Below are 23,635 nucleotides of genomic sequence, written 5' to 3'. Positions count from 1 at the left end.
TTCAAAGGCAATTGCTGGTTGATATGCCTTCCGACCTTGCAGCTTTCTGGCAAATGGCGGCAACCGATCTGCCGGTGATTATCGTTGGCGGCGGCCGTTGGGGACGGACATGGGCATCGGTAGTTGCGGCTGCACGCGGGTCGGGTCGCGGGATCACGATTGCAGCTCGTACCGATCCCGATGCAGTCCGCGCCTGGGCGGCTGAGCGGCGCGAGTTAGCCGGGATCTGTATAGCTGCAACTCTTGGCGAGGCGATGGAATCGGGGGCGCGGCCGGTAGTCGCGATCGTCGCCAGTCGCCCGCGCGATCACATTCGTGACGTGTGCGAGGCGTTGCAGTTGGGGCTGGATGTGCTGGTCGAAAAGCCGATCAGCGTCGATGCGCAAGGCGGACAATATCTATTGGAGGCCGCGCAGGAGACGGGGCGCGTTCTCGCGATCGGTACTGAGTTCGCCTATCTGCCGGCCTTGCACCAACTGGCCGGGGAAATTGCGAAGCGGAGAGCCGGACCGCTCAGGCTTTGCCTGCGATGGGACGATGTCGCGGGCGAATTTCGCCACGGCGCAGTCAAAGCGCGGCATGCGGAAGTCGGCCTGCTGTCGGACTTGCTGCCCCATGCATTTTCCATCTTTCAGGCATTTGCACCCCGTGCAGACTGGCGGATTGTCGATGCAAGCGAAGATCGAAGCCGCGGGCGGCTCGAATTTGCAGACGATGCCGGCGGCCGTTACGAATTTCTTTGCGATGTCGCCGCCCGCGGCCGGAAACGAATTCTTAAAATCGAGCGTGATGCGTTCAATGCAATGCTCGATTTCGGTGAGGCTGCGCCTTCGATTCGGATCGAAGGGCGAAGATGCGCTGTCGATCCTCAGTTCGCCGCGATGTCTAGCACGCTGAGACTGGAGCTGGGTGCTTTCCTGGCTGCGGTCACCCACTCGATCGATACGACCTTCATTATATCGGGAATGCCGGTCTTGTTGGCATTGCAGGGGCAACTGGAGCGGAAAATCCACGCGTGAAGTATTGCGGGCTGCGCTAGCACAAGCGGGCGGTGGCACTCAGATGTGAATGATATCATCACCATTCCGGGAGCGTGTGGGACCAACGATCAGAATTTGCAGTAACACAGCCAAGCCGCTAAGAAGCGCCGTCAAATGCTTGCGGCGGACGAGGATGCAGCAGTCATCGAACTCAAATTGGCTGTTTGTTGCGGCCTGCGCGATCCTGGTCCTGGCAGGATATCTGCTTCTGGCTTTTGCCCCGGTGGCCGATCCGGGGGTTATACAACATTCGCGATCGTTGTTGTTGCCGAACGCGGTGGGTGTTTTCCCTGAACCACAAGACCCGTTCATGTTCGTTGGCCTTACCTTGGTCGGCGGTCTCTTGTTGTTGGGCGTGGCCATAGTAGCGCGCTGGTCGGGTAAGGAAAACGATAGCTCGCCTTTTATTTTCTGGTGTGTGGCTCTTATCGCACTGGCCGTTCTCATAATTGAAAGGTCGTTCAGTGATACGCGGATGATGGTCATTGTTCTGATCGGCATAGGTGCGGCAGTCACAGTGTTTTTCTTCGCGCCTCGAGTCGCTCAGAACAAGACTGCTGTCCTAGCGGTTGGCTCGCTCTATATCGTAACCACCGGTCTGGTGCTTGCTCAAAGGGTATGGACCGAAGGAAGCCTGCTTTACGGTTGGCCGATAAGCCTGCACTACGAAGCCGTCACCTCATCGCTCATCAGGATCGCGAGCGGCGGAACATGCCTGGCCGACGTACTACCGCAGTATGGGTGCTATGGGGAGTTTTTGACGCCGGTCTTGCGTATCTTTGGAAGCTCTATCCTCGTCGTGAGTTCAACGTTTGCCGTTTTTCTTGTCGTTGCGGTCTGGTCCGCTCTGGCGTTTACGTCTCTGATCATCAGAAACAAGATTGTCTTGCTGGGGGGCTCCCTTTGTCTGGTGATGACCGCCGCATTCAACTTGCGGTATGACAATGTGGATCCCGTTCTGCAATACTACCCACTGCGCTTTTTCTTTCCGGCAGTGAGTCTGCTGGTGGCCGTTTGGCTGCAATCAACTCAGAAAAAAATCAAATATCTCGCGGTCGGAATATTTTCCGGTGCGGCCATAGCGTGGAATCTGGAAAGCGGACTGGCTGTATTTCTATCTCTTGCGGGCTTCATCTGTTTTGGCTCGTTTTCGGATCGGAATTGGAGCGACCAATCAGCTTTTCGGAAGTCGGCAAAGAATCTGTTGTTTTATTTTTGCGGATGCCTGCTGTTCGTTGTCCCCTTCGTGGCATTTCTATTTGTAAAATCGAACGGCGCGGCAGATCTGCGGGGGCTCATTGTTTTCCAGCAGGTGTTCGCGGTGACTGGTTTCGGCATGATTGCTGTTCCCGCATTCCCGAGCTATTGGACCATTCATGCCACAATCATTTTTGCGGTTCTGTTCATGGCCGCCGTTTGTATCGGCAATGGAACGCATGATCGCAGCTTAGAACTCGCCGCATATCTGGCTCTACTTGGCGTCGGGTTGACCGTTTATTATGTGGGGCGATCTCACATCCTCGTTCTTCGACTTGTTATGTGGCCAAGCGTCATATTGCTGTTCTTCCTTCTTGATCGGACTGTCGCTGGGATGGCAACAAGAGTCAGATTTGTTTCCCTACTTGCGCTTCTTTCGATAACTGTTCCGGCCACATTTTTTGTCTCGGCCGTTCCCGGCGTCGTGCACAACGTTGCACAGGCGCGATCCGCGCCTTCGCAGGCAAATAACGAAATTCTCGAGGATATTTCCTTTATCCGGTCGCAAACGCTTCCGGGTGAACCGGTGGGGATAATCGCTCTCGATCAGGGTGTACTGTACGGACAAACTTCAACGAGATCCGCCTTGCAGGGACCGGGGGTTGTCGAACTGGTTCGCCGTATCGATCTCGAACGCCTGATGGAATTTCTAGTGAACAGCGGCCCCAAGAAGTTGTTCATCGGAACCAGCCTCGAAAATGCGACGCAAAGGGGGCTGCTCGATACCGATATCCCGATCGATCTTGCCAGACTTCGGTCCGTATATGACGAGGAGAGCGTACCGGGCGGACGTCTGATCTATATGCAACGGAATAGGTAGCAAGCTTCTTTATTGAGCCTTCTGTTGCGTGGCCGCACGTGCAACTTTACACGCCGCTACGGCGTCCAGCGGTGCTCGATTGGGTCTGAGAAATTGTTGTTTGTAGGTGTCCGGATATGTTCCGGTCGGCGATTCGAGAGTGCCTACGGTCTCGTAGTCACGCGCGATGTCGATTCCTGACCTATCAAGAATATCTGGCGAAAGGTGGCGCAGCCCCGCTGGTTCCGACAAAATCCATGCGGTAGCCAGTGTAACGCACGAGACGGATTCTAGTATTCTTTCTCCCACGTGGTCGCTGCCGGAATACCCTCCAACCAGCCAGGCTTCGCCCACCGGTTTGGCGCCAATCGCAAACAGCGCGCCGGGATAGTGTCCGGTGAGATCGATCACGGGATCTCGGACCCTGAAGCCGCCGATGCCTGCCATCGATCGGAGAGTCCCGATATACGCCGCAAAATCCTGCGTTAAAAGCAATGTTGAACCGCTGCCTCCGAAGTGGGCGGCGGAGGTGCTTTCGGAAAGCGGGGCGGTCTGCCGGTAGGGATGTGTCATGCCGTGACGCATGAACACAACGGCCATGACAAACGCAACGACAGCTACCGGCAATAGCGAGCGTCCTTGACCGGGCACCAGCTTGGCTGGCGCGAGCAGGGCGATCGCAGCCAGTGTCCAGAAGAAGGCGGCGGCGGCGCCTGTCCGCCAGTAATTCAGATTGCTGCCGAATGCGAAGGCATAGGGCAGCACTGCAAAGAACACGGCGAGCGCCGCGCGTTCCCGGGTCAGCCTCAGCGTCGATCCGCCAATCTGTAGGGCGACGCATCCGAGCACCCCTGCAAAAAGTAGCGCGAGAAACTGAACACCCTGATAGATCCTGTAATCAAAAGGAAACGATATAATCTGCCAAACCAAGGCCGCACTTAGCACGGCGAGAGCCGCCGTAGCTGTTGCGGCAATAAGGTTGGCCGCGCAACCTTCCAGATAATTCAGCCAGACCAGCAGCAATACGGTCGCCGTGGTCGCCGCGAGAGCGATCTTTTCTTTGAGATCGAGATGGAAGGTGCCCACCCTCATAGATTCAACAAGAGTGTGGCCGACCGCTAGCTCGTCCGCAAGCTCGGCGCCATTGCGCATGTGCCGGATGAACGCGCCGATTGATCCGTCTATGGTAAAGATCTGAATCAGCATAGCGAGGCCTGACACGCCCGCCGCAATCATTAACATGCGCCACTTCAGCCGCCCGGTCACGGCGAGAAGGCCTGTCACGAAGATCGGGAGCGCTACGCCTGACGTCGGTTTGGCGGAGAACGCCAGAAAACCGGCAATGCCGATTGCGATCCATCCGGCAATGCTCGCGAGTGAAGCAGAACTTTCCGCGAGGCCGACACCGATACAGCAGATCAACAATGCCTGGAACGTGAGGCTAAGATAGCTCGGAGTTGGCAGCCATTGTGAGCTTGCGAGAATGAGAATGAGTGTCGCAGAGCAGGCCGCGACAATCGACAATCCGATTCCGTCCGCGGAACGCCAGAAAGAAAAGCCTTCCGTTTCCATGGCGAGCCGGCGGAGGAGGCACATGCAGGCCGCGACGGCCAGAAGAAAAGTTATGAGGACGTTTGCCCGCCGCAGCGAGGAAATGTTGCCGTCGAGCATCAGATACAGCGGATGGTAAACATAGCCGAACCGGCTGATCGATGGTGTGAAGTCCGACGGTCCTGAAATCCAGTTCAGGTAATATCCTTCGTCGGAGAAATCATAGCCAAGTGAACAGTTTTGTAAGAGCGTAACAACAAAGCCGACCGCAGCGACGGCGGAAATGATAAGCGCAAGCCTCTCTAAAGCCGCGGTCAGACGTTGGCCGAATCGGGAAGGTGCGAGCGTGAGCATTTGTCCGGTTGAGGAGCGCAGGTGATAACTTCGACAGGTTTTGCATGTCTGCCGAAACGGGGCAAGGGGACTGTCTCGACGCGGGAGCGCTGCTCAATCTGTTGCGCGGACGTCTGTGGTGGTTATCGCCTCGCGAATGGCGGCAAAACCCGTCGAATGTGCGATGACAGCGAGATCAGGTTTGCGATATACCCTGCGTACAGGCGCCAAACCATTTGCGCAATCCGCCCGACATCGGACAAAAGTCAGAGCCCGATATGAGAATTTGGCTGGTCAATACCGGAGAGGAGATCCCGTCGGACACCGGCAGACCGCGTCTCCTGAGAACGGGTATCATGGCGGAGCGCCTGGCCCGCCGCGGCCATCAGGTGACTTGGTGGAATTCCACGGTCAACCATCAGAGAAAGGAACAGCGCGCGTCGACGACGACGATCGCGGACAGGCCTGAAGGCTACAAGCTGGTGCTGCTACACGGCCGTCTTTACGCAAAGAATGTTTCGATCGGCCGCATCGTTAGTCAGGTTCAGAATGCGCGGGAATTTGCTCGCATTGCGCCGACCCTGCCTCGTCCTGACGTTATCTTGTGCGGATATCCGCCGATTGAACTGGCTGAAGCCGCCGTTCGTTTTGCCCGCTCGAACAGCGTCCCGGTCGCTGTCGATTTTAGGGACATGTGGCCTGATATTATCGCAGAGTATGTCTCGGGCCTGGGCCGCTTCGCCGCGATGCCTGCAGTTGCTTATTGGAGCAGGTCACTTCGCTACACCGTCAGGAATGCGACCGCAATTCTCGGTGTGACCGACGGCTTCGTGGATTGGGCTCTGCGGCGAGGTGGTCGCCCGCGTGGGCCGCTCGACCGAGCCTTTCATCTCGCAATTAATCCAACCCCACCTGCGCAGTCAGACGTTTACGATGCGGAACGGTTCTGGGATGAGATGGGCATTGTGTCTGGGAGGGAACAAACCATTGGATGTTTTGCGGGGACATTGAGCCACCGACTGGACATCAAGACGCTGGTACAGGCAGCGGTCCAGCTTCCGGAGACCGACAAGCAGACGTTGAAACTCGTCATTTGCGGTAAGGGCGATCAGGACGACGAGCTGCGCGCACTGGGACGGAAGGAAAAGCATATCGTTTTTGCCGGCTGGAGAACTGCCGCAGAAATTCACGTTCTGCTGCGGCGGTGCCACTACGGAGCGGTGCCTTATTTCTCGACATCTGATTTTGTCGTGCACTATCCCAACAAAGTTGGTGAATACCTCGGTGCCGGATTGCCGATCATGACCGGCTTAACCGGGCAGGTCCGTTCGCTATTGAAAGCGCGTGGTCTGGGGTATTTCTACAATGAGGGTGATGTAGCCTCTGCGGCCAGGTGTTTGCAGCTTATCTCTGCGGATCGTTCGTCGTTCGAGACGAAGCAACGGATGGCGCGCGAGGTTTACAAGGAATTGTTCGATCCACAGCAGATTTACGATAACTTTTGTGAGCTCCTGGAGCATTTAGCTTCAGAAGGTCTTTGCAACAACAATATTGCGTCTGATCGTGCGGCGGCCTTATAGGCTATTCGCCGGATAAGTGCGATTTTGCAGAGACCTATGGTGCTGAGCCACCGTTACCAGTCGCAAAGAAAGCTAAATATGTCAGGTGAGGATACCGTAGGCAGATTTCGGAGCCGGGAGGCCGTTGTCGGTGTAATAGGCCTTGGCTACGTCGGCCTTCCGCTTTGTCTTGCGATCGCCGAATCAGGTTCGCGTGTGATCGGTTTTGATATTGATCCCGAAAAGCCGGCGCTGCTGGCGAAAGGACAGAGCTACATCAAGCACATCGAAGCGAAAAAAATCGTCTCCGCCAACCAGACCGGTCGGTTTCAAGCCACATCGGACTTCTCTCGACTGCGGGAAGCGGACGCCATCCTGATCTGCGTTCCGACTCCGTTGACTTCGCATCTCGAGCCTGACCTGTCGTTCGTGGAGTCGACCGCTGAGGTGGTTTCGGCGAACTTGCGCAAGGGGCAGTTGATTGTTCTGGAATCGACGACGTTCCCCGGAACGACCCATGAGGTGTTGCGGCCCATCCTTGAGAAAGGCGGACTCCGCGCCGGCGTGGACTTTTTCCTCGCCTTCTCTCCCGAGCGGGAAGATCCCGGCAATCCGGATTTTAGCACGACCCGGATTCCGAAGGTCATTGGCGCAGATGATCCACTGGCACGCGAAATGGCGGTCGCCCTTTATGACGGCTTTATTGCGAAGACGGTTCCGGTGTCGTCAGCGGCGACCGCTGAGGCGGTGAAGATTACCGAGAACATTTTCCGCGCCGTCAATATCGCCCTCGTGAACGAGTTGAAGGTCATTTACAAGAAGATGGGGGTTGATGTTTGGGAAGTGATCGAAGCGGCCAAGACAAAGCCGTTCGGCTTCATGCCGTTCTATCCCGGTCCCGGGCTCGGCGGTCATTGCATCCCGATTGATCCGTTTTATCTCACATGGAAAGCTAGGGAGTTCGGAATTGCCACACGGTTTATCGAACTGGCCGGCGAAATCAATTCCAACATGCCAGGCTACGTCGTTAGCGAGCTTGCGATTGCGCTTGATCGTCAGCAGCGAAAGGGGCTGAATGGTTCGCGTATCCTGGTGCTTGGGCTCGCCTATAAGAAAAATATCGATGATATCCGGGAGAGCCCATCGCTCGTCCTGATCGAGTTGCTTGAAGCGCGCGGGGCGACTGTGGATTTCTATGACCCCCATGTTCCGGTTGTTCCTCCGACGCGCGAGCACGCAAAACTGGCTAACAGGAAATCCGTAGCATTCGGCCCGAACATCAATTTATACGATGCGGTGTTGATTGCGACTGACCACGACGATGTCGATTATGCTGCGCTGGTGAAATGGGCGCCTCTTATCGTTGATACGCGCAATGCCTGCGGCAGGCGGGGACTGACCGGGGGGCACATCGTATCGGCGTGAAACGATTGTTTGACTAGACGCCAGGAACTTATATCAGGCGTAGCCGACCTTCCGCGTATGCATGGCATTACCGAGTTTGGAAGCGCCAGCGTAGGTGCTCCACGTTAGTGCTGCAAACCAGAACAGTCGGAAGTCATAAAAGTCACCTGCGGCAAGGCTCGATAAAAATATGAACAGCCCAAACCCGCCAGCGGCAAGCAGCGCGGGTTCGTGCCTTATCATGAGAAAGAAGCTCGCGACGGCGATTACCAGTGCAACGACAAGAAGACTGAAGCCGACAATGCCGGCGTCGTAAAATAGTTCAAGAATGACGTTGTGTGGGTAGTTGTACTGCTCAAGCCTGTAGCTGGCGCCCGGGTTGAGGGCCAGCACATGAAAGTTGGCGAGGCCGTGACCGAAGAGGGAGGGAGTTTCCAGCGCTTTGAACAGGAAGAAAAGACGCTGAGTTCCGTCGATCATTGTTTTTTCGTGACAAGTTACAGTTGCCTGCTCTGTTCCCTTTGGATCGTCCAGGACGCACCATTTAAGTTTAGTCAGGAAGCTGAAGCCCGGCGCGAGAAAGTTATCTTTGTTCAATGATTGCGACCCCGTCTGCTCCGAAGGACGAATCAGTTGGTAGCGCTTCTCTATCTCTGTGAAGTCTTTCTCGGCGGGAGCGGTCTGCTGGGACGTGAAGGCTGCATTGGTTCGTGTGTAAAAATTGCTCGCTAGAAACGTATGCCAACCGGCGAACACAAAGAGGGAGGTTAAGACCAACGTTGCGAGGGGACGCCAATTGCGCTGAGCGATCAGTCCTGCGGTGAGTACCAGAAGGACAATTATAGTCGCCCCATAGGCAGACTTTGACAGAGAGGCCAGAGTCGCAAAGAGGAAAATGCCAAGAAGAATAATTCCGACGGCCGGATAGTATTTATTGCGCAAGATCATCCACAAGGCGCAGCTGAAACCCAGAAACTCAAGACGGTAAAACGTCAACGGGCCGCCGATCGCGGCCCATCCCATGCCATTCAGTTCAGGGTTTGTTGCGATACCCGTGAGCGCAAGGACAAAAAGGACCCCGCTTGCGATGAGAATCGTCGTGCCACAGATTGCAAGTCTGACTGCATCGGACGCAACGATCAGCATGAGGTAGCAGAGAATAACGAGATAGATCAGGTCAACAACCTTCAGAGCGGTGAGATCTGTTGCACCGAACGGCGCGCGCAGGATGAGGTAAGCAACCAGGACGAAAATGCTGCCGAAGGTGTACGCGTTCCAACGGTTCCAGCGTATCGAGTTAGCCAGCGGCAGGAGAAGGCCGGCTGCGGCAACCGTTGCCCATAGCCTTATCTCAAGAAGCCATGACGGAAATACGTCGCCGAGAAGTTTTGTTGCCGCTAGTTTTCCTGATATCGCAGCGGCCACAAAAAAGGCTGTTCCCAAGAGGTCCCATCGAACAACAAGTATTTGAAATTGGGAAAACCATGCTGTGAAAGGCATCAAGGTCCTGTTTCACTGGTCGGGCCGCTGGCATGGTCACTTGCACAGAACGGATGGCTCGGTCAAGAAATGAGAGCTTCATATGTGGCACCATTCATTCCCCCTTGCTCCGATGGATATCACCAGTTCGGGTGATATCCGGTCCACGCCTTGGTGAATGCTTGGGGCGGCATTCCGTGATCGCCAAAGCGTCCAGATGCAGCGATTTGACCGAGCAGATCTGCGGAACATTTGAGGGCTGCGCTGCAGAAGCTATGCGAAATGGGTGCGTTGACACTAGCCCCGTGCCTGGAACGAGCGCTCTGGCAGCTGGATTATTTCCGTCTTCTAGAGAGGATTGCTAACAACAAAATGGTTGCTGTCAGCAGCACGATCGCTGACGCCGGTAGCCAAACGTGCTCGGGCAGTAACGCGACGACGAATGCCTGAACGGCGACGATACCGACCTGGGCCAGAATGATCTGATAGTCGTACTGGCCACGCGACCAGAAAAAGTAACGCAGTTCCAGTAGTGCGATCATGGCGGCGAAGAATAGCAGGGCCCAGCCGATCAATGGCCAGTCAAAACCGCGGATGGTGAAGGGTATCGGGAGCCAGATAAAGGCGCATCCTAACAGGGTGAAGCCTGCAAGGAGCACGCTCGCAGTCTTGACGGAATCCGCGAGAGTTCCGATCCCGGCACAGTAGCGCGAATAGCTTCGGTTCACGACGACCATGCCGAGTTGCCAAACGGCCTCTGCCAGCGTGAGGGCCATGGCGAGCGTATCCGCAGGCACGGTCGCAAACAGCACACTGGGTATGAGGATCAGGGCCCGGAAGTCGACGAGGAGCAGGATCGTGGAAAGGCTTTTGAAATTGCCGGTCTTCAAGAGGCGGCGTGTGATCGCCGCCGAGTAGGTGCGTTGCCTGCGGCTGCTTGGGGACAGAAGGCCACCCCACGCGGCGATGCCGACCACGACTACCAGATTCGCCACGGCGAACAGCAACAGCAGGCGCTCGAGATCAGGAGATCTGAGAATTGCGCAAAGTCCAACGAAGAGGGGAGTCGGCAGGTTTGTCAGCAGTTCATAGTAATGCGGCCGACTTGAACGCAGGATTCCCGACAGGATCAGATAGCTGAGGTTGGCGGCCGCCACGGCTGCGGCGATCGGGGCGACGCCGCCCATGACCGTATAGACCGCAAGACAAAGGCCCGCGGCGATGAGGATAAGATGAAAGAGCGGGGCGAGACTCTGTTCGACGGCCTTGCGGCCGCGCGCAACGATCGGAAGCGCATCAAGGGCGCCTAGCGACAGCATGATCGCTATGAGGGTCGTCACCGTCGATACAAGGCTGTAGCCGCCGAAGACGCCGTCTGCGAGCCGTGGAATGATCAGGAAGACAAAGGCGGCCTTTGCCAGAAGCGCGAGGACTTTCCAGAAGGCGCCATGCAGGTAGCCGACAAGTGAGCGAGGTGTCATGGAGCCTGTTCTGGTTCCATCGCGGGCCCTCGCGTTGTCGAAATGCGATTCGCCAACGCGATGTGTGGTCTCGACAGGCCGTGCCTATCATGCCCGCAGGCATTTGAAATCGCCAAAATAGGGCTTGTTGCAAATCGGGGGGGCTTGCTTTAAGACGCGCAAGCGTCGACGGAGCGCGCTCCACGAGCCTGTAATACACTGAAAATACAGTTTATTTGATGGTTGTATGCAAACGGCTACGGATTTCACCACGATCACCGAACTTGCTGGCGACGAGGTGACGCGACAGCAGGTGGCAAGCGCCTGTCATCGCTATTATTGGGCTGCATCTTATTGCAAGGGAAAGGACGTGCTGGAGGTCGCCTGCGGCAGCGGGTTCGGGTTGGGCTACCTTGCGCAGCGCGCTCGTTCTGTCCAGGCCGGGGACATCAATCCCGCGCTGGTAGAACGTGTCAGCGCTCACTACGGCGACCGCGTGCCGACGCAAACCATCGATGCGCAGGCACTGCCTTTCGCCAACGGTTCGCTCGACGTGGTCATTATTTTCGAAGCGCTGTACTATCTGCCGGAGCCGACCGCGTTCGTTGCGGAATGCCGCCGTGTGCTTCGTCCGGGTGGGTACGTCCTGGTGACGAATTCCAACAAAGACATGCCTGACTTCAACCCAAGCCCTTATTCACGAACCTATCATGGCGTTGTGGAACTAGGCCGGTTGTTCGATCCGGCCGGGTTCACCACGACCTTTTTCGGCTATTGGACCTATGAGGCGGCTCCGCTTTGGCAGCGCGCGCTGGTGCCGCTGAAGAAAGCGGTCGTTGCAATGAATCTGATGCCTAAGACGATGAACGGGAAGAAGTTCCTGAAGCGGATCGTGTTCGGCTCTCTTGTGCGCATGCCGATCGAGATCGGCGAGGGGATGATTGATTATGCACCGCCGGACCCAGTCCCGGCCGGTGTTCCCGACCGGCGGCACAGGGTCGTCTACTGCGCTGCCCAGCGTCTTTGAGTCGTCCAGGAGCGTGCTACGGCACGGATCATGAATGAAGAAGATACCGTTTTTCGACTATCCGGCGCTGTTTCGTCTTTATCAGACGGAATTCGTTGAGGCCTTCCAGAGCGCGAGTGGGCGCGGCGCGTTTATCATGCAAAAGGATCTCGAGGACTTCGAGGCGACGCTTGCGGGCTATACTGGCGCGCGACATGCGATCGGCGTCGCGGATGGAACGATGGCCCTGTTGATCGGACTACGGTCTGCCGGGATCGGACCGGGCGATGAAGTTATGGTGCCGTCGCATACCTTTGTGGCAAGCGCGGCTGCTGTGCATCATGCGGGTGCAACACCGGTCCTTATCGATTGCGGTGAAGATCATCTGATGGATGTAGCTTCGGCCGCCAAGTCGATCACGAGCCGGACTCGCGCCATCATGCCAGTCCAGCTCAACGGACGCGTCGCAAACATGGATGCGATTTGCGCGCTTGCGGCGGAACGTGGCCTCACGATCGTCGAGGACAGTTGTCAGGCACTGGGTGCGAAGTTCCGCGGCAAACATGCCGGTCGGTTTGGTGTGGCAGGAGCCTTCTCGTTTTATCCGTCCAAGACGCTCGGTTGCTTCGGTGACGGTGGAGCCATCATTACGGATGACGACGTTATTGCCGAAAGCGCCCGGACACTGCGCGATCACGGTCGCGGCAAATCCGGCAAGGTTGAAACATGGGGCTACAATTCGCGGCTTGACAACATCCAGGCCGCGCTTCTTAACGTCAAATTTCGATATTACGATCAGGAGATTGCGCGGCGCCGGTCGATCGCTCGGCAATATCACGAGCGGCTCAAGGACATTGCGGAACTCAGGCTGCCGCCGTCGCCCGACTCAGAGCCGGATCACTTTGATATTTTCCAGAACTATGAGATCGAGGCGGAGGATCGCGACGGGCTCAAGGCTCATCTTCAGGACCGGGGCATCGGCACAATCATCCAATGGGGCGGCTACACCATTCACCAGTTCGAGAAGCTCGGACTGGGCGGCAACGTGCCTTACACAGAACGTATGACGCAGCGGTATTTGCTTTTACCGATGAATGTGTCAGTGGATGACGAGGCAGTCGCCTACATCGGCGATACCATCGCAAGGTTCTATCGGCGCGAAAACGCCTGAGCGCCAATCCCTGTCTGTTCGGGAGCTTGACATGAGTGAGAAGGAACCCGCAGTGGCCGGCGGTTTTCGCACTGAAGCCGAGCAACAGGAGGCTGCGCGCAACAAGGCACTGTTCGACGCCAACGTGCTGCCTTGGGAAAAAAAAATCGAAAACTTTCCGAAATATGTCCGGCGGCAGAACCTAACCCGCTTCCTCGCCCTTTACGAGATTTTCAAGCAGGTCGTCGAGGTTAAGGGCTCGATTGTCGAATGTGGCGTGCATCAGGGGTTCGGAATCATGACCTGGGCCAAGCTCTCGGCCATCATGGAGCCTGTCAACCTAACGCGCAGAATCTACGGCTTCGACACATTCGGCGGTTTTCCCGATCTCGATGTGAAGGATGTCGCGGATGCCAGCAAGCATGTGAAAGCTGGCGACCTGGCCGCTGACAGCTACGACGAGATCATGCAGCTTAGCGCGGTCCATGACTCCACGCGCTTTATCGGGCACATTCCCAAGGTCAAGTTGGTCAAGGGCGACGCCGCCAAGACGATTCCGCAATTTGTCAGCGAGCATCCGCACCTCGTGGTGTCGCTGCTGTTCCTCGATTTTGATCTCTATGAAGGTACCAAGGTCGCGTTGGAGAATTTCGTTCCCCGAATGCCCAAAGGCGCCATCATTGCATTCGACGAGCTCGACAATCCGCTGTGGCCCGGCGAAACGCTGGCCATGGTCGAATTCTGTCAGCGCCATAGGCTGCGGTTGCAGCGATTTTCTTTCGACCCGTACATCGCCTACGCGGTATTAGACTAGACGACGCGCATTGGCGGAGTGCGGGATCCAGAGACGTAAGGCATCTATCGGATCATGACGGATACCATCACTTCCGAAACAGCCAATCGCTGGGAGAATGCGACACAGCTGGCATGGCGCATTCGCCGCCACGCCGTTGATATGGTCAATCGTGCCAAGACCTCTCATATCGGCTCGATCTTCTCGATCGCCGATATCGTTGCCGTGCTCTACGATTCCATTCTGTCGGTCGATCCGCTCAATCCCTCCGATCCGGCACGCGACCGCTTTGTCCTGAGCAAGGGGCATGCCGGTTGCGCGCTCTACGCCGCGCTGGCGGAAATGCAGTTCTTCTCGACCGAAGAGCTGAAGAAGTACTGCATCAATGGTTCGCTATTGTCGGGGCATATCTCCCACAAGGGGATTCCGGGAATCGAACTGTCGACAGGTTCGCTGGGTCATGGTCTATCGGTTGCGACCGGAATGGCGCTCAGCGCGAAGAAGCGTAAATCGGCGCATCGTGCCTTTGTGCTGATGAGCGACGGCGAATGCGACGAGGGCTCGAACTGGGAGGCCTTCCTGTTCGCCGCGCATCACCGACTCGATAATCTCATCGCGATCGTCGACTATAACAAGCTCCAGAGCCTGCGCTCAGTCAACGATACCCTACGGCTGGAGCCGTTGCGGGATAAGCTTATGGCCTGCAACTGGGCGGTGGAGGAGATCGACGGGCACGATCACGCGGCGTTGGCGCAGCGCCTGTCTCGCGTACCGTTCGAGGCCGGAAAACCAAGTCTTCTCATCGCGCACACCACGAAGGGACGCGGCGTAAGCTTCATGGAAAATTCCGTGCTCTGGCACTATCGCACCCCACAGGGTGACGAGTATGCGGCCGCAGTGGCGGAGTTGGAGAAGGCACGGCCACGGCCATGAGGGACGGTTTCGTTGATACTCTGATCGAGCTTGCCGACGAGGACGAGCGCGTCATGCTCGTGACCGCCGATCTCGGCTTTGGCATTTTCAACAAATACGTCGAAAGGTTTCCAGAGCGATTTCTTAATGTCGGGGTTGCCGAGCAGAACATGATCGGGATCAGCACCGGTCTTGCGCTGGATGGCTGGAAGATCTTCGCCTATTCTATCGGAAACTTCTCGACGTTGCGTTGTCTTGAGCAGATCCGGAATGATGCCTGCTATCACGGCGCCAATGTCAACGTTGTATGCAGCGGCGGCGGCTTCACCTACGGCAATCTGGGTATGTCGCATCATGCGACCGAGGATATCTCGATCATGCGTGCGCTTCCTGGCCTGACCATGGTTGTGCCTTGCGATCGGTTCGAAACTCGCCACGCAGTGCGTGCCCTCGTCACCACGCCGGGCGTCGGCTACCTTCGGATCGAGAAGGAGGTTCCGATCGATACTTCCGGCTTAGGCATTCCTTACCAAATCGGGAAGGCGCGGCGGCTTCGCGATGGCCGGGACGTAACGATCATTGGCGCGGGCGGCGTTGTCACTGATGCCTTGACGGCAGCAGAAGAGCTATCGAAGCAGAACATCTCCGCGAGGGTGGTCAGCATGCATACCCTGACGCCGGTAGATGTCGACGAAATTCGCGACGCCGTGACAGCCACCAGGGCGATCCTCACCGTCGAGGAAAACCAGGTCAGTGGTGGTCTCGGAGGGGCGGTCGCCGAGGTTTGCGTGGAAATCGGCCTCGGCGTGAAATTCAGGCGCCTCGGCTTGGCCGGTGTGTATTCCGCTATCGTCGGCAATCAGCAATTTCTGCGTGACTATTATGGGGTCGGCGCAACGGCAATCAGTGCGGCCGTACGTAAATTGATCGGTTAGGGACGGCTGCAGCCGCCGGGGATCATGCGTTTCTTTTTTATTCGCGTGCTCGATGTCATGTTGGCACTGATCGGGCTCATCGTATTTTCGCCGCTCATCGTTGCGGCGATGGTGGCGGTTTGGTGGCAGGATGGGTTTTCGCCGTTCTACGTCGCGAAGCGTGCAGGACGCGGTGAGCGGCCGTTCGAGATGGTCAAGCTGCGTTCCATGGTCAAGAACGCTGACCGCACTGGCGTCGCTTCGACATCGAATACCGACATGCGGATTACGCGCGTCGGGCATCTCATCCGCCGCTACAAGCTCGACGAAATCACCCAGCTATGGAACGTGCTGAAAGGAGACATGAGTCTCGTCGGCCCACGTCCGAACGTTCTCCAAGCCGTTGCTAATTACAGTTCGGAAGAGAAAAAGCTACTGACCGTGCGGCCTGGGATCACCGATCTCGCCTCGATCGTGTTCTCCGATGAAGGCGAAATCCTGCGTGGGTCTTCAGACCCCGACTTGCTTTACGAGCAGATCATTCGTCCATGGAAAAGCCGTTTGGGACTTTTCTATGTGGAAAATCGCAGCATATTACTTAACATCCGCTTGATCTTTATGACGATCATTGCGCTTGTGAACAAGCCCGCTGCGCTTGACGGCGTCCATCGAATTCTCGTGAAAAGCAATGCGGATCCAAAGCTGATTGACGTCGCGCGCCGGGACAAACCGCTTCTCGCGTTTCCACCGCCGGGTATGGTTGACATTGTTCAAAGTCACCACGCCTCGTAGGCGTGCGAGACAAATCGAAATAATAGGGTTTCAAGCCCTTCGGCATTGTTCTCCCGAGCTTGCCGCCGCATGCCGTAGCACTCGATCGAATTCGGGACGTCATCGACTACCGCTGCCGATTCGTCGCTCGATTTCATCGCCAATAACGGCGAGCCACTTTCCACGCTCATGCTGCAGACGCTGCGATTCGCGCGTCGCTGCCGCCCGTGCGACGGGCAGTCGCGCGAGGGTGCCAGAGATGGCTTGCTCAAACGCGTCCTGGCGAAAAGGCTCTTCCAGAACGACGCCGGCACCGGAGCGCTCGACGCAAGGCGCGTAGCCGCATACGCTCGAGATTATCGCAGGCGTTGCAGCAAGCAGCGCTTCACCGATTACCTGGCCTGCCGCCTCAGAACGTGCGGGATGGACAAGAACGTCAGCCGCTGCAATCAGCTCGATGATATTCGACGCGTGGGGAACGATACGCACGCGTCGCTCGAGTCCCAACGACTTGACCCGGCGTTTTAAGCGGCGGTCATTCGATCCGACGACGACCAGGTATAAATCCGGCAGATGCGTAAGGGCTGTGAGGGAGCGATCCACGCCTTTATTGTCGAAGGCGGAGCTGACCGCGATCGAAATCGCTACCGGGCCGGTGGCTGGCAATTTGAGTTGCTGGCGTATGCGAGCCGGGTCGCTACCGGCTGCGACCATGTCGTAGCGATCGTCGTGAAGAATGAGCGGCAAAACCACACTGCGTGATGCGTCAAAGCGATAAAGGGCGCCAAACTGGCAGCGCTGCTGTTCGGTGAGAAAAAAAAAGAACGGGCATGGCGATCGTTCGAAAACACCGCGCTCGAGCGCAAGCCTCATTCGACCACGCGGCAGCAGCGATCGAACACCGCGAACCTTAGAGGCAGCTGGATTGTCGGCCGCATAATAAAACTCAGCGCCCGGGATCCGTTCGAATGCCAGGCACGCGTCCGATCCCACCTCGGAACAGTAGTTCATTGCTTTGCGGGCAAAGTTGCGGGCTAACGCATGATTTGTCAGTCCCCGTCTCGGCACAGTGGCGATCCTGTATGGCCTGGTTTCGGATGCAGGTCGCGACGTAGTTACGATTGTCACATCGTGACCTCGTTCCGCCAGCGATCTGGCAACCGCCAAACAGTCGCGTTCTTTGCCGCCGCGACGATCGAGCTGAAAGAGGGCCAGCGCAATCTTCAAATTTCGTCTTCCTTTTAAATCGGCCGGCTGCCCATCGCAAATGCCATGAGAGTACCCACTTCCCAGCGTATAAGCCATCATATATCGGATAGTTGCAATGTTGTGAGTGTAGCGATCCGGCCGATTCTCGGAAATTGGCGAGCTTCCATGAAAGAGTTCCGTGTCTGATAGCGTGCCCAGCTTGTCTGACGACTCGGCTAATTCAGGCTCTATTCATGAGGCCTACCTCACCATCGCGTGCATTCCGGCAATCGCGATCACTTCGTTCAATGCGACTTCGGTCTGTGAAATCCTTCTCGGCGCACTTGCCGTTGCGGCGCTGTTTCTGCTGACGCGCAGACGGGTAAGTTTTGCACATGGGCCGCTAGCTCTCGGATTTGTCTGGATAGGTTTCGTCGTTGCGTCCGCCATTTATGCGACCTCAGCGGGACTGCCAGGACATCACCTCGGAAGTCTGGGGAAACACCTCCCTATCGCATTGGGCCCGCTGCTAGCCATTCCGCTCAGCGCCGCCTGCGATCGTCTGCGGCTGCACAGGGACACGCTCGTGACCCTGTTTCTAGGTGGCCTCGTCATCGGCGGCCTTCTCATTCTGGCGCGCAATGGGCCATTCGATATTACCGCGCCAAAGATGTATCAAGTCGAAAAGTTTCTCGATGCCTTCAATCGCCAGGGCAGCATCGGGAGGCTCAATCGCAATTACGCGGCGCTGACCTGCGGCCTTTCCCTTCTTGGAACGGTCGCGTTGTTTTGTCATATCATCTCTGCGGAACGTCCACGCTCATGCAAGCTCGTTATCGGTCTAGTTCTTCTAGCGATGATTTTCGTTGCGCTGGAGGTGGCGCTTATCGTCCTGCCCAGCCGCACTGCGTTTATCGCGACTACCGCAGCGCTTCTGGTATTCCTTGCTTCATTCGCACGAACAAGAATTTCAAGGGGTTACAAGACCGGACAGCTGGCGTGGGCTGCCGTTGGTCTGGTCGTCGTCATGGCTGCGGTCACGATGTATTACCTGCCGTCCGTTGCAGGCCGGATGATGACGATCGCGGCATCGGACAAGTCCGGCAGCGCTATTGCCGGTTTTCTTCTTGGCGGCAGCTCGGTCAGTGAAAGGCTCGAGCTCGACCTGCTAGGAATCAATCTGATCGCTCAGAGGCCCTGGTTCGGCTGGGGCCCCGATGTATCGCAGCTCATCGGTATTTTCGCGGTCAATCCGTCGATCAAACCGCTGACTCAATTCCACAACGGCTATATTCAGGACATTGTCAGCTTCGGCATTCTCGGCGGGCTGTTGAACCTCACGTTGATCGCGGTCATCTTGGTCCGGGCTATTCGCACCAACGTTGTCGATGCCGGCTCCAGGCGCCTGTCGGCGGCGTACTTTTCGATCGGGCTTGCGATGGTAACCTATCTATTGATCGCCAATTTGACGGAGAGCATTCTCTTTGTGAAGCCGGCGGCGGTGGTCTGTACATTTTTCATCATGCTAGTCTGCATGACGTCGCGCAACGCCGTATTGGATCCGCGCGGTTAGTTTAACGAGTTGGAAAATTGCAGAAAGTTAGATCGTGGTTCAGTGTCTGGAGGTCTAAATCATCTCGCCATCGCAATCGCTTTTGCAAGTAGCTTGGCTTTCTCTGCAAAATAGATTGATCCATATTTAGAGAGATGATCGGAATCGGCGTACAAAGGGAAATGCCCGTCACTGGTTCGGCAGATGCCCCCCTCGCACAGAACGTCACTTGGCCAGATCACAGAGACGTCCACCAATGACGAGAGTTTTTGTGCTCCGCTCGCTAATATCGAACCGTGTTTGTTTGCTGCATCCAAACGGAAATTGCATTGAGCCGAGAGATTGAATGTATGAAGACCAGTGTTGAGTCGTTCAACACATCGCGAAAAATCCACGCCTATTGACGGCGGAGCAGCGACAAAAATAACCTTTTTACCTGTCGTCCGAAGTTTTTGAACTGTCTGCGCAAGTTTTATCGGGTCGTAGGCGGTCGATAAAACGACATACTTGATGCTGCTTATTCTGCGGAGATATTCGAACACAGATTGGTTAAACGAAGAGCAATCAGCGTCTGGCAATGAATCAAATGTTGGCTCGCAAGTGCTTCGCGTCAACTGAATAATGCCATATCCTTGGTCATGCGCGGCAAGGCCATCTACCAAGTGCATCGCGAAGCTATCTCCCCAAACGGCGATTTTTGGCTCTTCTGCGTCCTGACACTCGCGTCGGATTGCAAAAGGCTTTCCGTTCTGGTCGCATGGTCTTCCGAAGCCTTCGTTTGGCTTGCGAAGCACAGCCCAACTGGTTTGGCCTCGATCAAGGTACGATGCCGAAATTGCGATCGTAATCGCGATCCCGGCAGCGGCCGTACCTATGATCGGCCAATTTGGCTGAAGGTTGGACCGGTGTATTGGGCGTTCGATGCACACGTAGATAAGTGTAGCCAACACGATTGATGCGATGACGCAAGAAATGCGAAGTGAGAAGGGAAGTGGTCCAAAATACACTTGATGAGCTAGCGAGAAGATCGGCCAGTGCACTAAATAGAGAGAATACGAGATGTTTCCTAGCTTAGAGAAGGTGTAGGCGATCGGGCCACTATTCAGGATGGTTGGCCTTGTCTGGATGATAATAGCAGTCGCGATGCAGATAATCAGCGCGTCTGTCCTTGGGTGAATTTTATCTACGCTCCAAACTGCGATAAGAGCGAGAATGAGAACCGACGAATGGCTCAGAATGCGGCGCACAAGAATGTTAGAGGGGACGATCGAGATTAAAGCTGCCAGTGCTCCTATAGATATTTCCCATGATCTCGTTGGGAGCATAAAGAACGCGAAGCTTGGTTTGCTTCTTGCGAAAGCGAAGCAAAGAACAAGGCTAATGACCAACAGCGCGGCAATAACGCGGACGCGCAGATTCTTTGGGGTGCCCCAGAGTATGATCGGCGCGAGAAAATAATACTGCTCCTCAACAGCTAGAGACCATACGTGCAGAAGCGGTTTTAGGGCAGCATTCGTGTCGAAGTAATTGATCTGCCCAGCCAGTACGAAATTTGCCGTGAACGTTACGGCACCGATCAGTTGTTGAAGATACGAGAAGAGTTCGGTGCTGGTTGCGAGATAGACCATTGCCAGAGTGGTAAGGGCAAAAGTCGCGTAAGCCGCCGGGAGGAGGCGCTTAGCTCGTCTCCAATAGAATTCGGCAAAAGAAAATTGCCTTGCGTCAAGCTGCCTGCAAATTAGATCCGTGATCAAATATCCGGAGATCACAAAAAACACATCGACTCCCAGGTATCCGCCTGAGATGCCCATTTCGGCATGGAATAGTACCACAATCGAGACGGCTATGCCCCGGAGAGCTTGAATATCTACTCGCATGATCTGGCTTAAAGCACAGATCGAATCGTCAGCACAGCCAACCAGCGGTCCAATCCAATGCTCATGCTGAAGCCTATGGTGAGGTTCGCTTAGCCAGATGCTGGGAAGGTGAATTCGATAGCATTGCTGCGCCACCTACCACCGGCGCGGTTCAAAGTCATCGCGCCTCGTCAGCGTACGACACGAATCGAACTATTCGTGCTTGAAGGCTTAAGTACTTGTCCTGTCGAACTCTACCGCCATCGCCGAGATCAGCGGTTTCATGAAGAACGCATCGTTTGCGGGCGTGATATCGGTGCGCAGGCCGTAGGTTTTCAGTTCCTCCGAGACCACGGGCCCGACCGACGCGATCTTGGTGCGGTCGAGCCCGGCGCGCAAGCGGTCCTCGCAGCCATGGATTCGCGCGACCTCCACCAGTCGGCGAACCTGTCCCGAACTCGTCAGTGCAACGGCATCAACCCGGCCGTCTGCCATTTCTCCGATCGCTTCGACGATGTTGGCCTCAGCCGCGCTCGCATCGTAGATGTACGGTACCACCGGATCGATACTTGCATTCTGCGCTTTGATTTTTCCAAGCAGTGCGCTGTGGTCGCGATCTGGATAAAGCTGCACGCCGACGCGATGGCCGTCGAGGTCGAACCGCGCCAGCATCTCGGCGATGCCTTCGGAGGTCGGCTTTTCGGTGGTGATCGTGGCCTCCAGCCCAATCTCGCGCAACGCCTTGTTCGGCTTCGGGCCGCGCGCAAACATGCGGGCTTGACCAACGGCCGTGATAAACTCCTGATCGAGGCCGATCTGCCGCGCAGCCTTGACGAGGCGCCTCAACCCTTCGCCGGTCGTCAGCACCAGATCGTCATGCGGGGTCCGAATGCAGCGTCTGATCCAGTCCTCGACCTGCGAGGAGTCGGGCGCGTCGCGAATGGTGAACATCGGGCATTGCAACACTTCGGCGCCTTGCTCTGCCAGTAAGCGGGCAAATTGCGCTTCTTCGCGCGCTTCAAGGATCAAGATACGGAAACCAGATAGCCTGTCAGTCATGGTCACCCAGGAGGTCAGGTGTTGATCGCTTTACCGTATTGATTGTCTCTCTGGCAGGATGAGTGGCGCAAGGCCAATGTGGGTGATAGAGCAGGGGGCCTGTTCGAGTTTTATCACTATCGTCCGGTCCCATGCCCCACCATCAATTCGTGCTGACGCTCTCTTGTCCCGACCGGCCCGGGATCGTATCCGCAGTGTCCACGTTCCTGGCTCACAACGGCCAGAACATCATTGATGCCCAGCAGTTCGACGATGCCGAGACCTGCCGCTTCTTCATGCGGGTGGTGTTTAATGCCGCCGATCTCGCTGTGCGGCTCCCGGCGCTCCAAACCGGGTTCGATGCGATCGCCGAGCGCTTCCACATGACCTGGCAGTTGCGCGATCGTGCCGAACTCCGCAAGGTTATGCTGCTGGTGTCGAAGTCCGATCATTGTCTGGTCGATATTCTCTATCGCTGGCGCACGGGCGAACTGCAGATGATTCCGACCGCTATCGTCTCCAATCATCGACGCGAGACCTATGCGCATCTCGATTTCGGCGAAATACCGTTTCACTATTTTCCGGTGACAGACAAGGCGTCGCAAGAAGCCGAGGTCCTGAAGCTGGTGACGGAAACCGGCACCGATCTGGTGGTGCTAGCGCGCTACATGCAAATTCTGTCGAACGACATGAGCGCCAAGCTCTCCGGTCGATGCATCAACATTCATCATTCATTTCTGCCCGGGTTCAAGGGCGCGAAAGCCTATCACCAGGCCCATGAGCGCGGCGTCAAGCTGATCGGCGCAACCGCGCATTATGTCACCAGCGACCTCGACGAGGGCCCGATCATCGATCAGGACGTCGAGCGCATTAGCCATCGCGATACGCCCGATACGCTGGTCCGCAAGGGTCGCGATATCGAGCGACGAGTGCTGGCGCGGGCAATCCGGCATCACCTGGACGACCGCGTGATTCTGAACGGCCGCAAGACCGTGGTATTCATGGATTGAGTCGCTCCTCGGTTGCCGAGGTTCATTTGGCTGGGGCCATCGCATGACCGTCTGCTGATTGGGTGGTGCTGGAATCTTTTGCCTTCGGTTCCAGACGCTCGCGTTCGCGCTGCTTCATCATCTCGCCGTATTTCGCGGTCCCCGGCCGCGGCGGCGCGTCGGCGGGAAGGCCGCCCGCCCAGTGCGGAATCGCGTCCCCCATCCCGGCTGCCATATGCGAATTAATACTGCCGCATCCACCCAAGTTGCATAGGGTCAACAGGGCGCAAAGCAGGATCGGGATTTGGTGCGTCGAATATGTCATGACAATTACTATCCCGGAGTGGAGATTGCGGGACGTCGTCCGTTCGTTCCAGATACTGAATGGCTTACGTTCCTAAAAAATTGCGGCTTAACTTCGCGCACGATCAGGTATTCTGATACTGGCTAGCGCGGACTTTCGTACCACCGTCCTCGCTGCCTGACTAGGGTCTGGACCCATAAAATGATTCCTTCTGCGCTGAGTTTGTGATTCACGGTCTCCGACAGGAGGCCCCTCATGAGTCGCGATTACTTTTGGCTAA

The 23,635-nt window shown here is 56.4% G+C and carries 19 protein-coding genes; 12 read left to right on the top strand and 7 right to left on the bottom strand.

The annotated features are described in order from the left end of the window. The first annotated feature begins 23 nt into the window (after nucleotides 1–23). Nucleotides 24–1,019, top strand: a complete 996-nt coding sequence (locus tag B2M20_RS12865) for a Gfo/Idh/MocA family protein (RefSeq protein WP_079447451.1) — start codon at nucleotides 24–26, stop codon at nucleotides 1,017–1,019. A 154-nt stretch (nucleotides 1,020–1,173) separates the two neighbouring features. Next, complete coding sequence (locus B2M20_RS12860) at nucleotides 1,174–3,117, top strand: hypothetical protein (RefSeq protein ID WP_079447450.1); 1,944 nt, start codon at nucleotides 1,174–1,176, stop codon at nucleotides 3,115–3,117. 9 nt (nucleotides 3,118–3,126) lie between these two features. On the opposite strand, the gene B2M20_RS12855 is transcribed toward B2M20_RS12860, so the two are convergent. Beyond that, nucleotides 3,127–5,001 carry a hypothetical protein gene (locus B2M20_RS12855; RefSeq protein WP_079447449.1) on the bottom strand — a complete coding sequence of 625 codons (1,875 nt, stop codon included), beginning with the start codon at nucleotides 4,999–5,001 and terminating at the stop codon, nucleotides 3,127–3,129. A 335-nt stretch (nucleotides 5,002–5,336) separates the two neighbouring features. Here B2M20_RS12855 and B2M20_RS12850 point away from each other — a divergent pair, with 335 nt between their 5' ends. Both B2M20_RS12850 and B2M20_RS12845 read left to right on the top strand, forming a co-directional pair. Continuing rightward, nucleotides 5,337–6,560: a glycosyltransferase gene (locus B2M20_RS12850; RefSeq protein WP_158081539.1), complete on the top strand. Its 1,224-nt coding sequence runs from the start codon at nucleotides 5,337–5,339 to the stop codon at nucleotides 6,558–6,560. Nucleotides 6,561–6,638: 78 nt separating this feature from the next. After that, nucleotides 6,639–7,964, top strand: coding sequence for a nucleotide sugar dehydrogenase (locus B2M20_RS12845; RefSeq protein WP_087881193.1), 1,326 nt, complete (start codon nucleotides 6,639–6,641; stop codon nucleotides 7,962–7,964). A 33-nt stretch (nucleotides 7,965–7,997) separates the two neighbouring features. Here the strand turns inward: B2M20_RS12845 and B2M20_RS12840 are convergent, their stop codons facing one another. Together B2M20_RS12840 and B2M20_RS12835 are read right to left on the bottom strand one after the other, a co-directional pair. Next, on the bottom strand, nucleotides 7,998–9,443 hold the full coding sequence (locus B2M20_RS12840; protein ID WP_079447446.1) for an O-antigen ligase family protein: 1,446 nt from the start codon (nucleotides 9,441–9,443) through the stop codon (nucleotides 7,998–8,000). Nucleotides 9,444–9,757: 314 nt separating this feature from the next. Beyond that, on the bottom strand, nucleotides 9,758–10,903 hold the full coding sequence (locus B2M20_RS12835) for a hypothetical protein (protein WP_079447445.1): 1,146 nt from the start codon (nucleotides 10,901–10,903) through the stop codon (nucleotides 9,758–9,760). 226 nt (nucleotides 10,904–11,129) lie between these two features. Between B2M20_RS12835 and B2M20_RS12830 the strand changes: the two genes are divergently transcribed. The 6 genes from B2M20_RS12830 to B2M20_RS12805 are packed head-to-tail and all read left to right on the top strand — an operon-like array spanning nucleotide 11,130 to nucleotide 16,449. Then, on the top strand, nucleotides 11,130–11,909 hold the full coding sequence (locus B2M20_RS12830; protein WP_079447444.1) for a class I SAM-dependent methyltransferase: 780 nt from the start codon (nucleotides 11,130–11,132) through the stop codon (nucleotides 11,907–11,909). 34 nt (nucleotides 11,910–11,943) lie between these two features. Next, nucleotides 11,944–13,059: a DegT/DnrJ/EryC1/StrS family aminotransferase gene (locus B2M20_RS12825; protein WP_079447443.1), complete on the top strand. Its 1,116-nt coding sequence runs from the start codon at nucleotides 11,944–11,946 to the stop codon at nucleotides 13,057–13,059. 31 nt (nucleotides 13,060–13,090) lie between these two features. Beyond that, a complete protein-coding gene (locus B2M20_RS12820) occupies nucleotides 13,091–13,852 on the top strand; it encodes a TylF/MycF/NovP-related O-methyltransferase (RefSeq protein WP_079447442.1) in 762 nt (253 codons plus the stop codon). 54 nt (nucleotides 13,853–13,906) lie between these two features. Continuing rightward, the gene (locus B2M20_RS12815) at nucleotides 13,907–14,764 is read left to right on the top strand and encodes a transketolase (protein ID WP_079447441.1); all 858 of its coding nucleotides are present in this window, start codon (nucleotides 13,907–13,909) and stop codon (nucleotides 14,762–14,764) included. Then, complete coding sequence (locus tag B2M20_RS12810) at nucleotides 14,761–15,678, top strand: transketolase family protein (protein WP_079447440.1); 918 nt, start codon at nucleotides 14,761–14,763, stop codon at nucleotides 15,676–15,678. The genes B2M20_RS12815 and B2M20_RS12810 overlap by 4 nt, the downstream gene beginning before the upstream one ends. Nucleotides 15,679–15,702: 24 nt before the next feature. Continuing rightward, nucleotides 15,703–16,449, top strand: a complete 747-nt coding sequence (locus B2M20_RS12805) for a sugar transferase (protein ID WP_079447439.1) — start codon at nucleotides 15,703–15,705, stop codon at nucleotides 16,447–16,449. 99 nt (nucleotides 16,450–16,548) lie between these two features. On the opposite strand, the gene B2M20_RS12800 is transcribed toward B2M20_RS12805, so the two are convergent. After that, nucleotides 16,549–17,301, bottom strand: a complete 753-nt coding sequence (locus B2M20_RS12800; RefSeq protein WP_244553509.1) for a glycosyltransferase — start codon at nucleotides 17,299–17,301, stop codon at nucleotides 16,549–16,551. Between the two features lie 535 nt (nucleotides 17,302–17,836). Here B2M20_RS12800 and B2M20_RS12795 point away from each other — a divergent pair. Continuing rightward, complete coding sequence (locus B2M20_RS12795; protein WP_079447437.1) at nucleotides 17,837–19,189, top strand: O-antigen ligase family protein; 1,353 nt, start codon at nucleotides 17,837–17,839, stop codon at nucleotides 19,187–19,189. A 59-nt stretch (nucleotides 19,190–19,248) separates the two neighbouring features. On the opposite strand, the gene B2M20_RS12790 is transcribed toward B2M20_RS12795, so the two are convergent. Next, nucleotides 19,249–21,045: an acyltransferase family protein gene (locus B2M20_RS12790; protein WP_079447436.1), complete on the bottom strand. Its 1,797-nt coding sequence runs from the start codon at nucleotides 21,043–21,045 to the stop codon at nucleotides 19,249–19,251. A 210-nt stretch (nucleotides 21,046–21,255) separates the two neighbouring features. After that, nucleotides 21,256–22,083: a uroporphyrinogen-III synthase gene (locus B2M20_RS12785; RefSeq protein WP_079447665.1), complete on the bottom strand. Its 828-nt coding sequence runs from the start codon at nucleotides 22,081–22,083 to the stop codon at nucleotides 21,256–21,258. 131 nt (nucleotides 22,084–22,214) lie between these two features. Between B2M20_RS12785 and purU the strand changes: the two genes are divergently transcribed. Continuing rightward, nucleotides 22,215–23,072: a formyltetrahydrofolate deformylase gene (gene purU, locus B2M20_RS12780; RefSeq protein WP_079447435.1), complete on the top strand. Its 858-nt coding sequence runs from the start codon at nucleotides 22,215–22,217 to the stop codon at nucleotides 23,070–23,072. Nucleotides 23,073–23,094: 22 nt separating this feature from the next. Here purU and B2M20_RS12775 read toward each other — a convergent pair whose 3' ends face one another. After that, entirely contained in the window at nucleotides 23,095–23,274 is a 180-nt protein-coding gene (locus tag B2M20_RS12775; protein ID WP_244553508.1) for a hypothetical protein, read from the bottom strand. Nucleotides 23,275–23,635: the final 361 nt, after the last annotated feature.

The sequence above is a fragment of the Nitrobacter vulgaris genome (genome assembly GCF_002028545.1).
GTDB lineage: Bacteria > Pseudomonadota > Alphaproteobacteria > Rhizobiales > Xanthobacteraceae > Nitrobacter > Nitrobacter vulgaris.
The sequence above is the reverse complement of the archived record's forward strand: the minus strand, read 5'-3'. Positions and strand labels throughout refer to the sequence as shown.